This window comes from Ruegeria sp. CF3 (assembly GCF_056537365.1).
The window spans coordinates 431,327-443,641 of the sequence record NZ_JBQFRK010000002.1; the positions used below are offsets into that span (position 1 = coordinate 431,327).

Sequence of the window (12,315 nt, forward strand, 5' to 3'; positions counted from 1 at the left end):
TGTTTCTGCATGACCTACATTCACCTAAGCCCCGGCAGACAGAAAGAAAAGCAGGGCGCTAACATTCGGGTGTTGCAACTCGGACCATGATCTGGATGATGCTGGCCCATGATGGCCGATAAATTCGGTCAACCGTATGAAAATGCGGCCACAACAAAAACTGGGGAGACGACTTATGTCATTCAAAACTCTGATGCTTGCCGCCAGTGCAACGGCGATGATCGCGGCGGGCGCTTCGGCGGAGACGCTGCGATGGGCCCGTGCAGGTGATGCGCTGACGCTGGACCCGCATGCGCAAAACGAAGGCCCGACCTCGGCCATGGCGCACCAGATCATGGAAACGCTGGTCATGCGTGATCACTCAGGTGCACTGGTTCCATCGCTGGCGACCGAATGGGCACCATCGGAAGAAAATCCGAATGTCTGGGTGTTCAAACTGCGCGAGGGCGTTACCTTCCACGACGGAGCCGAGTTCGACAGCGAGGATGTCGTGTTTTCGCTGTACCGCGCAATGACGCCGGATTCGGATTACAAGGAACTGTTGGCCTCTGTGAAAGAGGTGCGTGCGCCCGACAAGTTCACGATCGAGATCGAAACTGACGGCCCGAACCCGATCATGCCCAACAATCTGACCAACATGTTCATGATGGACAAAGGTTGGGCCGAGGCAAACAACGCCGTCAAGGTTCAGGACTATGAGGGCGGCGAAGACACGTTTGCGGCCAAGAACGCCAATGGCACCGGTCCCTACAAGCTGGTCAGCCGCGAGCCCGACGTGAAAACCGTCCTGGCCGCCTATGACGGCTATTGGGGCAAGGATGAGTTCCCGCTGCAGGTGACCGAGATCATCTATACCCCGATCCAGAACGCCGCGACCCGTGTTGCCGCGCTGCTGTCGGGTGAGGTTGATTTCATTCAGGACGTGCCCGTACAGGACCTCGAGCGTGTAGCCGGAACCGATGGTCTGGACGTACGCACCGCGCCGCAGAACCGGGTGATTTTCTTTGGCATGAACATGGGCGATGCTGATCTGACCTCGGACAATGTGGATGGTAAGAACCCGCTGGCTGATGTCCGCGTTCGACAGGCGATGTCAAAGGCGATCAATCGTGATGCGATCAAACAGGTCGTGATGCGTGGTCAGTCTGCTCCTGCTGGCATGATCTCACCTCCATTTGTGAATGGTTGGGATGCAGATATGGATGCGTCCTCGTCAACCGATATCGAAGGGGCCAAGGCGTTGATGGCCGAAGCAGGCTATCCTGATGGATTCTCGCTGACCCTGAACTGCCCGAATGACCGCTACATCAATGATGAGGCGATCTGTCAGGCAGCGGTTGGAATGCTGGCCCAGATCGGCGTCACAGTTAACCTGGACGCCAAACCGAAAGCCCAGCACTTCCCGTTGATCAACAACCTAGAAACAGATTTCTACATGCTGGGCTGGGGTGTTCCGACTTATGACTCGGAGTACATCTTCAACTTCCTCGTCCATTCGAAGGGCGAAAAGTACGGCTCGTGGAATGGCACACGCTACTCCAACCCGGATCTGGATGCCAAAATCGTGGCCCTTGCCTCTGAAACTGATTTACCCGCACGTGATCAGCAGATCGGTGATATCTGGCAGGTTGTTCAGGATGAACAGCTCTATATCCCGATCCACCATCAGGTGTTGAACTGGGGCATGAAATCGGGCGTGGGCACCATCGTCGAGCCGGAAGATTCACCGAAGATCAAATACTTTGAGATGAACTAAACTATCCTCTGTGATGGTATGCAGGGCGCGGAAACGCGCCCTGTTCTTGTTTGCGCCGTCGGTAACGGACCTGTGATCTCGGTGCAGGAACGGCTTTACGTGGCAGCGAAAAAGCTGGATTGTTTCAGCGCTAACAGGGAGATTTCGCCATGATCCTCAGAAACAGTGCAATCGGCCTGACCATGTTGCTTGCAAGCGCCGCGCAGGCGGCCGAATTTAAGTGGGCCTCGACCACCGATCCGCAGACCATGGACCCTCACGCTGTCAACTCGGCCCCAGTTCTCGGGTTCCTGAACAACGTCTACGAAGGGCTGGTCCGCCGCGGTAAGGATATGAGCGTTGAGCCCGCGTTGGCTGTCAGTTGGGAGCCAATCGGCGACGGCGAAGGATGGCGGTTCAATCTGCGTCAGGGCGTGACCTTTCACGACGGAAGCAGCTTTGACGCGCAAGATGTGCTGTTCAGCTACCAACGCGCCTCGGGTGAGGCGGCGGACACGCGCAGTTGGTTCGCTCCTGTCAGTGACGTCATTGTAGTTGATGACTACACCGTTGATATCATGACCACAGCACCTAACCCGCTGTTTCCGTCATCGATTGCCAACTGGATGATCATGGATCAAGACTGGACTGAGGCCAACGACGCCGTGGTCCCCGACAAAGAAACCGGAAACTACGCCACCATCAACGCCAACGGCACCGGCGCGTTCAAGGTGACCGAGCGCGAGCCGGGTCTTAAGACCGTGTTGGAACCTTATGAAGGCTGGTGGGGGGATGTTGAACACAACATCACCCGTGCAGAATTTAATCCGATCCAAAATCCTGCCACGGCCGTAGCGGCGCTTCTATCGGGCGATGTGGACATGATCAACCCGGTCCCCATTCAGGACGTCGCACGGCTGCAGCAGAACGCAGAGGTCGATGTCATCCAGGGCATTGAAGCGCGTGTGATCATGCTGGGCTTCGACCACGAGGCTGACACGCTGAAATACACAGTCGATGCGGGCAAACCCAACCCGTTCCGTGACGCGCGCGTGCGGCAGGCAGTTGCGCAAGCGGTGAATGTCGACGCCATTCTGGCCACGATCATGCGCGGAAATGCCGAGCCCGCATCGCAGCTCGTCAGCCCAGCCATGAGCGGGTTCTCCGAAGCCAACGCCGGACGCCCCGCGTTTGATGTGGAAGCTGCCAAGTCCCTGCTGGCCGAGGCCGGATATGCAGATGGTTTCTCATTTGGCCTGAAATGCCCCAATGACCGCTATCTTAATGACGAGGCCGTCTGTCAGGCCGTCGTTGGTATGCTGGCTCAGATCGGGATCACCGCCGAGCTGGACGCGATGCCAGTGCGGAACTATTGGCCGGAACTGCGCGAAGATAATTACGACATGTACCTGCTGGGCTGGAGCCCCGGTACGTTCGACGCCGAGCATCCGGTCCGGTTCCTTGTCGCAACCCCGAACGAAGAGAAAAAGCTGGGTAGCTGGAACTTCGGCGGCTTCTCGAATGCACGTGTCGATGAGCTGTTGCCGATGATCCAGTCAGAACTGGATGAGGCCAAGCGTCAGGCGATGCTGGACGAGGTTACCCAAATCTATCAGGACGAACACGTTTATGTGCCGATGTATGTCCAGCCGTTGGTTTGGGGCACGCGCAGCAATGTCGAGGTCACGCAGCGTCCGGACAACTTCTTCCTGCTGCGTTGGGTGAATGTGAATTGATCGGCGGCAACGTCGCGTTGGGTTGACAGCACTCTCTTGACCATCTGGTCAAGGTCGGCCTAGAGAGACCGATCTACGAGGGAAACATATGTTCGCATATATCGTCAGACGGATGTTCCAGTCCGTCATAGTGCTGTTGGTCGTGGGGTTGGTCGCCTTTTCGATGTTCCGATTTGTTGGCGACCCGATCGACAACATGCTTGGGCAAGAGCGCACGCAGGCCGACATTGACCGCCTACGGACCGAACTTGGGTTGGACCAACCCTTTGTTGTGCAATACGCCAAGTTCCTGCAAGGCGCTGTTCAGGGCAATTTCGGTGTGTCTTATCGCCAGGGGCGACCGGTCTCGACCATCCTGGTGGAGCGCGCTCCGGCGACGTTGGAATTGGCCTTTGTGTCCGGCTTTCTTGCGATCACGATGGGCATTGCCCTCGGTGTCTTTACTGCAATCCGACGACAAGGGATCGCTGCCAATGTGATCATGACTGTTTCCTTGATCGGGGTTTCGCTGCCGACGTTCCTCATAGGTATCCTGCTGATCTATGTTTTCTCGGTTGAACTTGACCTACTGCCCAGTTTCGGGAGGGGCGAGACCGTTATGATTGGCAGTTGGTCCACCGGGTTTCTGACGACCTCGGGGCTCAAGGCGTTGATATTGCCTGCAATCACGCTGGGCCTCTATCAAATGACACTGATTATGCGGCTTGTCCGGTCCGAGATGCTGGAGGTTCTGCGCGCCGACTATGTCCGCTTTGCCCGCGCCCGAGGGCTGTCGGACCGGGTGATCAATTTCCGCCACGCGCTGAAGAACACTCTTGTGCCGGTGATCACCATCACGGGCCTGCAGCTGGGGTCGATCATCGCTTTTGCCATCATCACCGAAACGGTGTTCCAATGGCCGGGCGTGGGACTGCTGTTCATCAACGCGATCCAGTTCGTGGATATCCCCGTTATGGCTGCCTATCTGATGCTGATCTCAGTGATGTTCGTGACAATCAACCTGATTGTCGACCTTCTGTACTATGCCATTGACCCGCGCCTGCGTGTCGACGCGAGGGCCACATGACCGAAACGATGGAAACCCCGAAAGTCGCGCCTAAATCGCGCACGGCCAAGTTCTGGGATAGCGATTTCGCTTGGTCGTTCCGGCACTCTCCCGTAGCCATGATCGCATCTTTGGTCGTGGTCATTCTGGTGCTGGCGGCGATCTTTGCCCCGCTGATCGCGCCATATAACCCGTTCGATCCAGCAACACTGAACCTGATGAACGGGTTCACACCACCAGGTACGCCCAATGCGTTCACGCAAGAGACCTTTTTACTAGGCACAGATGACCAAGGGCGCGATGTGTTCTCGACCATCCTCTACGGGTTGCGCATTTCATTGTTCGTAGGTGCCTCTGCTGTGCTTCTTGCCTTGATCATCGGCGTGATCCTCGGTCTGATCGCTGCGTATTTCGGAGGTTGGATCGAGACGCTGATCATGCGTATCGCAGACGTGCAGCTGACGTTCCCGGCCATTCTGGTCGCGATGCTAATCTTTGGGATCGCCAAAGGGATCACTCCGCCGGAATACCGCGATGAGATGGCAATCTATGTTCTCATCATCGCAATTGCGTTGTCGGACTGGGTGCAGTTCGCACGCGTCGTCCGTGGTGCTGCTCTGGTTGAGAAAAACAAGGAATATGTACAAGCCGCGCGCCTGATCGGGCGTGGATCGTTCCCGATCATGTTCCGTCACATCCTACCCAATGTCCTTAGCCCGGTTCTGGTCATCGCCACCATCTCGCTGGCGCTGGCGATAATTGCCGAAGCCACATTGAGTTTTCTGGGTGTGGGCGCTCCCCCGACCCAGCCGTCGCTGGGAACACTAATCCGGATCGGGCAAGGCTTCTTGTTCTCGGGCGAATGGTGGATTTTGTTCTTCCCGGCATGCACGCTTCTGGCCCTCGCCCTGTCGGTCAACTTGTTGGGCGACTGGCTGCGCGACGCGCTGAACCCAAAACTGCGGTGATTTCATGAGCCTTCTGACCATCCAAGACCTCACCGTCGAATTCCCGACCCGCCGCCAGCTATTTACCGCAGTGGACCACGCCAGCCTTTCTGTAGAACCCGGCGAAATCCACGGGCTTGTGGGCGAATCCGGGGCAGGTAAATCCACCATCGGCGCTGCCGTGATGGGCCTTCTGGAACGCCCAGGTCGCATTGCCAGCGGCCAGATTAAGCTGGGCGGCGATAAGATCAGCGGCATCGATGCCGAGGCGATGCGCGGGCTGCGCGGCAAGAAGATCTCGATGATCTTTCAAGACCCGCTTACGTCGCTGAACCCGCTATTTACAGTGCGCGAACAACTGGTCGAGACGATCCAGGCCCATCTGGGTGGATCCGAGGCCGAAGCAAGCAAGCGCGCCCGTGATTTGATCGACCGCGTTGGCATCCCAGACCCGGATACTCGGCTGGATCAGTACCCGCACCAGTTCTCGGGCGGCATGCGGCAACGCGTGGTGATTGCTCTGGCACTTTGCACCGAACCGGATGTGATCATCGCCGATGAACCCACGACAGCTTTGGATGTTTCGGTTCAGGCCCAGATTCTGGACCTTATCAAGGAACTGGCACAAGAGCGTCAGGTGGGTGTCATCCTGATCACCCATGATATGGGCGTGATCGCCGATACAACTGACCGCGTGACCGTGATGTATGCGGGCAAGGTGGTTGAAAGCGGCACCACGGCACAGGTGATGGGCCAGCCGGAACACGAATACACCAAGTCCCTGATCGCCGCCGTACCACGCCCTACGCTGAAACTGCATCGCTTCCCTCAGATCAGCTATGGCGGGCGTGAAACGCGTTTCGCGATCGAGGATATGGCACGCCACTGGCCCAAGGTGAATAACGACGCCAGCAAACCGATCTTTGAAATCCGCGACCTGACCAAGAAATTCCTGCAAAAGCGTGGATTACTGCCTTGGGATCGTACCTACTTCACCGCTGTCGACAACGTCAGCTTTGACATTCGCGCGGGCGAAGTCTTTGGGGTTGTCGGCGAGTCCGGATCGGGCAAGTCCACCGTCGCGCGTATGATCGCAGGGCTTTATCCAGTGGACGGTGGCACCATCACCTTTGACGGGCAACTGGTTAGCGATCTAAGCAATCGTGCGGTGCAGGAAGAGTACCGCAAGAACATCCAGATGATCTTTCAGGACCCCTACTCGTCTCTCAATCCGCGTATGCGGGTGGATGATATTGTGGCTGAGCCGATCCGCCATCACCGCCTGATGGAAGGTGCCGACGTCAAGCGCCGCGTGGACGAATTGCTGGATCAAGTGGGTTTGGGGTCAGAGGCCGGGCTGAAATATCCGCATGAGTTCTCGGGCGGTCAGCGCCAGCGTATTTCGATTGCCCGCGCATTGGCGACACAACCCCGGTTCCTGATCTGCGATGAGCCCACAAGCGCGCTCGACGTTTCAATCCAGGCGCAGATTTTGAACATCCTGAAAGACCTGCAAGAGCATCTGGGCCTGACCATGCTGTTCATCAGCCACGACCTACCTGTGGTGCGCCAGATGTGTGACCGAGTTGCGGTCATGAAACAGGGACAAATCGTCGAGGTTCAGGACACCAGCGATCTGTTTGCCAGTCCGAAAACCGAATACGCGCAAGAACTGTTACGGTTGATGCCGAAACTCGATGACCTGTCGACTGACGGGCTTGGGGTCGAAGCAGGATAGGGCCGCGACACCCGTTGCAGGCGCTCCGTGACTAGAGGCCTTGTTCGAATGCCCGGAACTCGGCAGCGATAGCCGCAGCTGCTATCGCCAGCAGACGCTCGCCATCCTGAGGATTGGCCAAAGCTGAATGCGATCCAACGCGGCCATCCGGGAAGTCCGCGCGATGCTCGTCAGGTGGACCATGGCGATCCCCTGCGTGATCCCGGATGTATTCGGCGCTGAGTTTCTGGGGCGGCTCAGCGGCCTGATTGGCAGGCAATGGTCCAAGCAAAGACTGGGTTATGGCAATCTCCGAGGGGGTGGCGTGCATCCCTTCCCAATCTCCATAGAGCTGCTGTCGCAGAACATTCACTGCGTTCGGCTCCCACCAGCTACGGATCAGCAATTGACCATCGGCAATTTCGCTTTCGATCTGCCGAAGAGGCGCCAGATTGGCCCCGTGCCCATTCACTATGAACACTCCAACGAAACCTTGCTCCAAGAGCCCCCGGATCACCTCATCTGCGATGGTGCGAAAGGTTTCGGCTGAAATAGACACCGTTCCGGGAAATCCCGCGTTGAAAGGCGCTGGCGTGTAGGCCAGCGCCGGAGCGACGATACCCTCGCATTGCATGGCGGCAGCGAGCGCGACAGCCTCGGCGCAAATCGTGTCGGTGCCAATGCGACCCATCGGGCCGTGCTGCTCGGTCGATCCAACCGGCAGCAACACGGCCGCACCAGCATTGATACGAGTGTCAACCTCGTACCATGTCATGTGCTCAAGTTTCATGACTTTGAAAACTCTCGCAGGCGCTCCAGTTACTAGGGCCTCTGATCAGAGACCCCAGCGTTCCCGGTTTTCGTCAAAGAAGCCTTGGGCTTTTTTCACTTCAATCCAGTTGTTCACATAGTTGATCCAGACCTGATCGCTTTGCGGCAACAGCATCGCGATGGGAGAAGGAGAACGTGGACCGGCATTCTTGACGCGGACGACCGGGAACTTTGCTTCAAGGGTCGATCCCTCGATATTCGAGGTTATGAACACATCTGCACGACCGGCCAAGACCTCCTGAAAACCACGTGCAGGAGCTTCGACCACTTTGATATCCGCATCGGGGAACCATTCGCGCACGCGCTTTTCAAAGGTGGTGCCCAGGGTAGTAGCAACCTTCACGTCTGGCTTGTTGATCGAGTCGTAGCCATCAAATTTGTCGACCTTTTCCTTGGTTGTGTAGGGAAACAACTCAACCGCGATGTAACTGTCGGAAAACCCTGCAACTTTCATGCGCGGAGGTGAGATCGAAGCCGAACCGGTGATGTGGTACTTCCCCGCTACCACACCATTGACCAATGTTTTCCAGTCGGTGGGCACATATTCGACCTCAACACCCAGATCAGCGGCCAGCGCGTTCATGATGTCGATATCATAGCCTTTATAGCTGTTAGTCGCCGGATCGCGCAGTGACATCGGGTTCCAGTCACCGGTTGTCCCCACTTTCAGCACGCCGTCATCCAAAATCTCATTCAGAGCCGACTGAGCTTGCGCAGCGCCGCTGATCACAAGACCGAGCGCAGCCGCAGCCGCGACTTTAACAAAACGTTTCATGTGGTTCTCCCGTTGGTGGCGTTAGTCTTTTCATCACGACATTGCTTCTTGATTTAAGCGTAAAGAAAAAGATAACCTCAAGCAACTAATTAACTCATAGTAATCACAAGTGGGCCAGCAGATGCCAAACGCAGCGATCGAGCTTGTCGACGTAGACAAGTGGTTTGGCACATTTCACGTGCTCAAGAACATCAACCTGACAGTAAACAGTGGTGAAAAGGTTGTGATCTGCGGCCCATCCGGATCGGGTAAATCAACGGTCGTAAGATGCATCAATCAGCTTGAGAAACATCAAAAGGGCACCATCCGCATCGATGGGGTCGAACTGAACGATGATGCCAAATCTGCAGCCACCATCCGGTCAGAAGTTGGCATGGTGTTCCAGCAATTCAATCTGTTCCCGCATCTAACAGTGCTGGAAAACCTGACCCTTGGCCCCATCAAGGCCCGCGGGTTGAGCCGAAAAGAAGCCGAGGACAAAGCGCGCCACTACCTCGAACGTGTTCATATACCCGATCAGGCCGACAAGCGCCCGATACAGCTTTCGGGTGGACAGCAGCAGCGAGTGGCAATTGCCCGTTCGCTTTGCATGGAGCCCCGGGTCCTTTTGTTCGACGAACCCACCTCGGCGCTCGACCCTGAGATGATCTCCGAGGTGCTCGACGTGATGGTCGAACTTGCCGAGGAAGGCATGACCATGGTTGTGGTGACCCATGAGATGGGATTTGCCCGAAAAGTGGCCGACAACATGGTGTTCATGGATGCAGGCGAGATTGTCGAACAAGGTAAGCCCGAGCATTTCTTCACCAATCCAAAGTCTGAGCGGTGTCAGAAATTCCTGAGCCAAATTCTGCAGCATTGAGTTGGGTCCGATGAAAAAAACACTTCTCTTCCTTCCCCTTTTCTTGCTGATCACGGGCTGTTCGTCCTCACAGACCTGGGGTTGGTACGTCATTGACCCAACCACGGCTTCAGGCTGGACCAATGTAAAATTCCTGATTTCGGGCATGGGTGCGACCATTCAGATTTCGCTGATTGCGGCGATTTTGTCGATTGTCATCGGGCTGCTGGTCGCCCTGCCCGGTTTATCGGAAAAGCGCGGCTGGCGGCTGTTAAACCGCATATATGTCGAGTTCGTTCGCTCGATCCCTCTGTTGCCTATGCTGTTTTGGGTGTTCTACGGATTGCCGATTGTCTTTCAGTCGATGGGTATGGACATCCCAATCGATCCCTTCTGGGGCGCAATTATCACCCTTGCGATATCGGACAGCGCCTTTACCGCCGAGATCTACCGTGCCGGTATACAATCTATCGCCAAAGGGCAAAGCGAGGCGGCGCAGACGATTGGCCTGAACTATTTTCAGACCATGCGCTATGTGATCCTGCCGCAAGCGATCCGGCGCATTCTGCCACCGCTGGCCAACCAGTTCATCTACATCGTGAAGATGAGCGCATTCGCCAGCGTCATCGGCATGCAAGAACTGACACGCCGTGCGAATGAGCTGGTAGTGACGGAATACCGCCCGCTTGAGATCTATACCTTGTTGATCTTCGAGTATCTGGTGCTGGTACTGATCATCAGCGCCGGTGTGCGTTGGCTCGAGCGCCGGATGGGCGCAGATGAGCGCGGATAAGGAGCATAAGATGGACTGGAAAGACTTCATGGCCGAGACCGAGGCCAATATTGGTGCAATCTCGAAAGAAGTGCCCGAAACCGTGCGTGGTTTCGGCATCATGGGTAAGGCGGCCAAAACAGATGGTGCGCTGAGTGAAAAAACAAAGGAATTCATTGCGTTGGGGATTGCCATCGCGACGCGCTGCGACAGTTGCATCGGCTTCCATATCCGCTCATTGGTGCGGCTGGGTGCGACCCGCGAAGAGCTGTGCGAAGCGCTGGCAATGGCCACCTATATGGGCGGCGGCCCGTCTTACGCCTACAGCGCCAAGGCGTTGAAGGCGTTTGATGTGTTTTCAGAGTAATAGACCGGTACGCGGTCCGATTTCATTGGATGGTTCTTGCCATGGCAGTCACCGAAATCCGTAATGAAGGGATGCGAATTGGTGGCGAGATCATCATTACCGCTGAGACCATCCCGGTTCACTACCCCTATACCAATGAGGTCGTGGGCCATGTGCCCGCTGGGCAGGCTGAACACGCGCGCCGCGCCTTCGAAATTGCGGCCCACTACAAGCCCGAACTGACTCGCTATGAACGCAGCCAAATCCTGCAACGGGCTGGAGAGCTGATTGGTGAACGTCGCGATTACCTCGCCAAATGGCTGGTGCTTGAGCTTGGCATCTGCCATCAACACGCGATCTACGAGACCAAGCGCGCGCAGGATGTCTTTCAATTTGCGGCGGCCGAGGCACTGAAGGATGATGGCGAAATCTTTGCGTGCGATCTGACCCAAAATGGTAAAGCCCGCAAGATTTTCACGATGCGCGAGCCTGTGACCGCAATCAGCGCGATCACTCCATTCAACCATCCACTCAACATGGTCAGCCACAAGGTTGCTCCGTCGATCGCCACCAATAACTGCATGGTCTGCAAACCGACCGAGTTGACGCCTCTGACCTGCCTGACGCTGGCCGATATCCTTTATGAGGCAGGCCTGCCGCCTGAGATGTTTCAGGTGGTCACTGGCTGGCCACAGGACATTGGGAATGAGATGATCACCAATGAAAACATCGACATCATAACCTTCACCGGTAGTGTTCGCGTGGGCAAGATGATCGCAGAGAAGGCGGTTTACAAACGTCAGGCGCTGGAGTTGGGAGGTAATGATCCACTGATTGTTCTGAATGACCTCAACGATGCCGATCTAGACAGGGCAGCAACGATCGCCGTAGCCGGGGCCACCGGCAATTCGGGACAACGCTGCACTGCGATCAAGCGAATACTGGTGCAAGAGAGTGTCGCGGACACCTTTGTGCCTTTGGTGCTGGAGAAGGCCAAAAAGATCAGATTCGGAGATCCGCAGGATCCTGAGACCGAGCTGGGTTGTGTGATCCACGAGGATGCGGCCAAGCTTTTCGAAGATCGTGTTCACTTGGCCCAGAAAGAGGGAGCAGAAGTCCTTTACCATCCCGGACGTCAGGGCGCGCTGCTGCCGCCGATCGTGGTCGACGACGTTCCCCACGACTCTGCGTTAGTGATGGAGGAAACTTTCGGCCCCATTATTCCCATCATTCGCGTGCCCGACGACGATGACGAGGTCATGCGCATCTCGAACTCTACTGTGTACGGCCTGTCGTCGGGGGTATGTACCAATGACCTGAACCGCGCAATTGCCTACATCAATGGGCTGAGCGTGGGCACCTGCAATATCTGGGAACAACCCGGATACCGTATCGAAATGTCCCCCTTTGGCGGCATCAAGGATTCGGGCAATGGTGTCAAAGAAGGGGTCATCGAGGCCATCAGGTTCTTTACGAATGTCAAAACCTACTCGCTTCCTTGGCCCGGTTGAAGGCTTGTTGAAGATTGCAATGCACACCACCAGTGATGCATGCTCGCTCAGCCAAGAAA

At 56.3% G+C, this 12,315-nt stretch carries 11 protein-coding genes; 9 read left to right on the forward strand and 2 right to left on the reverse strand.

The genetic code is table 11. From position 1 onward, the window contains the following. The first annotated feature begins 175 nt into the window (after positions 1-175). The 5 genes from ACR0KC_RS09710 (at position 176) to ACR0KC_RS09730 (ending at position 7,201) form a co-directional block, all read left to right on the forward strand. Positions 176-1,756, forward strand: a complete 1,581-nt coding sequence (locus tag ACR0KC_RS09710) for an ABC transporter substrate-binding protein (RefSeq protein WP_480771780.1) — start codon at positions 176-178, stop codon at positions 1,754-1,756. A 149-nt stretch (positions 1,757-1,905) separates the two neighbouring features. Beyond that, a complete protein-coding gene (locus tag ACR0KC_RS09715) occupies positions 1,906-3,471 on the forward strand; it encodes an ABC transporter substrate-binding protein (RefSeq protein ID WP_170562058.1) in 1,566 nt (521 codons plus the stop codon). Between the two features lie 88 nt (positions 3,472-3,559). After that, positions 3,560-4,537: an ABC transporter permease gene (locus ACR0KC_RS09720; protein ID WP_170393893.1), complete on the forward strand. Its 978-nt coding sequence runs from the start codon at positions 3,560-3,562 to the stop codon at positions 4,535-4,537. Further along, complete coding sequence (locus tag ACR0KC_RS09725; protein ID WP_170393891.1) at positions 4,534-5,484, forward strand: ABC transporter permease; 951 nt, start codon at positions 4,534-4,536, stop codon at positions 5,482-5,484. The genes ACR0KC_RS09720 and ACR0KC_RS09725 overlap by 4 nt, the downstream gene beginning before the upstream one ends. A 4-nt stretch (positions 5,485-5,488) precedes the next feature. Then, on the forward strand, positions 5,489-7,201 hold the full coding sequence (locus ACR0KC_RS09730) for an ABC transporter ATP-binding protein (protein ID WP_480771781.1): 1,713 nt from the start codon (positions 5,489-5,491) through the stop codon (positions 7,199-7,201). A gap of 31 nt (positions 7,202-7,232) precedes the next feature. Here the strand turns inward: ACR0KC_RS09730 and ACR0KC_RS09735 are convergent, their stop codons facing one another. Both ACR0KC_RS09735 and ACR0KC_RS09740 read right to left on the reverse strand, forming a co-directional pair. Further along, on the reverse strand, positions 7,233-7,970 hold the full coding sequence (locus tag ACR0KC_RS09735; RefSeq protein ID WP_480706158.1) for a creatininase family protein: 738 nt from the start codon (positions 7,968-7,970) through the stop codon (positions 7,233-7,235). 45 nt (positions 7,971-8,015) lie between these two features. After that, positions 8,016-8,786, reverse strand: coding sequence for a transporter substrate-binding domain-containing protein (locus tag ACR0KC_RS09740; protein WP_480706159.1), 771 nt, complete (start codon positions 8,784-8,786; stop codon positions 8,016-8,018). 121 nt (positions 8,787-8,907) lie between these two features. On the opposite strand from ACR0KC_RS09740, the gene ACR0KC_RS09745 reads away from it, so the two are divergent. Genes ACR0KC_RS09745 through phnY form a run of 4 tightly spaced genes read left to right on the forward strand, consistent with a single transcriptional unit; the run spans position 8,908 to position 12,256 of the window. Continuing rightward, complete coding sequence (locus ACR0KC_RS09745; RefSeq protein WP_170407352.1) at positions 8,908-9,648, forward strand: amino acid ABC transporter ATP-binding protein; 741 nt, start codon at positions 8,908-8,910, stop codon at positions 9,646-9,648. 10 nt (positions 9,649-9,658) lie between these two features. Further along, on the forward strand, positions 9,659-10,420 hold the full coding sequence (locus ACR0KC_RS09750; RefSeq protein WP_480706161.1) for an amino acid ABC transporter permease: 762 nt from the start codon (positions 9,659-9,661) through the stop codon (positions 10,418-10,420). A 10-nt stretch (positions 10,421-10,430) separates the two neighbouring features. Further along, a complete protein-coding gene (locus ACR0KC_RS09755) occupies positions 10,431-10,766 on the forward strand; it encodes a carboxymuconolactone decarboxylase family protein (RefSeq protein ID WP_480706163.1) in 336 nt (111 codons plus the stop codon). Between the two features lie 41 nt (positions 10,767-10,807). Then, the gene (gene phnY, locus ACR0KC_RS09760) at positions 10,808-12,256 is read left to right on the forward strand and encodes a phosphonoacetaldehyde dehydrogenase (RefSeq protein ID WP_480706165.1); all 1,449 of its coding nucleotides are present in this window, start codon (positions 10,808-10,810) and stop codon (positions 12,254-12,256) included. The last annotated feature ends 59 nt before the right edge of the window (positions 12,257-12,315 follow it).

Excerpts from the sequence above, each read along its gene's own strand:
- ACR0KC_RS09710 (WP_480771780.1), top strand. The coding sequence starts at position 176 with ATGTCATTCAAAACTCTGATGCTTGCCGCCAGTGCAACGGCGATGATC.
- ACR0KC_RS09715 (WP_170562058.1), top strand. The coding sequence starts at position 1,906 with ATGATCCTCAGAAACAGTGCAATCGGCCTGACCATGTTGCTTGCAAGC.
- ACR0KC_RS09720 (WP_170393893.1), top strand. The coding sequence starts at position 3,560 with ATGTTCGCATATATCGTCAGACGGATGTTCCAGTCCGTCATAGTGCTG.
- ACR0KC_RS09725 (WP_170393891.1), top strand. The coding sequence starts at position 4,534 with ATGACCGAAACGATGGAAACCCCGAAAGTCGCGCCTAAATCGCGCACG.
- ACR0KC_RS09730 (WP_480771781.1), top strand. The coding sequence starts at position 5,489 with ATGAGCCTTCTGACCATCCAAGACCTCACCGTCGAATTCCCGACCCGC.
- ACR0KC_RS09735 (WP_480706158.1), bottom strand. The coding sequence starts at position 7,970 with ATGAAACTTGAGCACATGACATGGTACGAGGTTGACACTCGTATCAAT.
- ACR0KC_RS09740 (WP_480706159.1), bottom strand. The coding sequence starts at position 8,786 with ATGAAACGTTTTGTTAAAGTCGCGGCTGCGGCTGCGCTCGGTCTTGTG.
- ACR0KC_RS09745 (WP_170407352.1), top strand. The coding sequence starts at position 8,908 with ATGCCAAACGCAGCGATCGAGCTTGTCGACGTAGACAAGTGGTTTGGC.
- ACR0KC_RS09750 (WP_480706161.1), top strand. The coding sequence starts at position 9,659 with ATGAAAAAAACACTTCTCTTCCTTCCCCTTTTCTTGCTGATCACGGGC.
- ACR0KC_RS09755 (WP_480706163.1), top strand. The coding sequence starts at position 10,431 with ATGGACTGGAAAGACTTCATGGCCGAGACCGAGGCCAATATTGGTGCA.
- phnY (WP_480706165.1), top strand. The coding sequence starts at position 10,808 with ATGGCAGTCACCGAAATCCGTAATGAAGGGATGCGAATTGGTGGCGAG.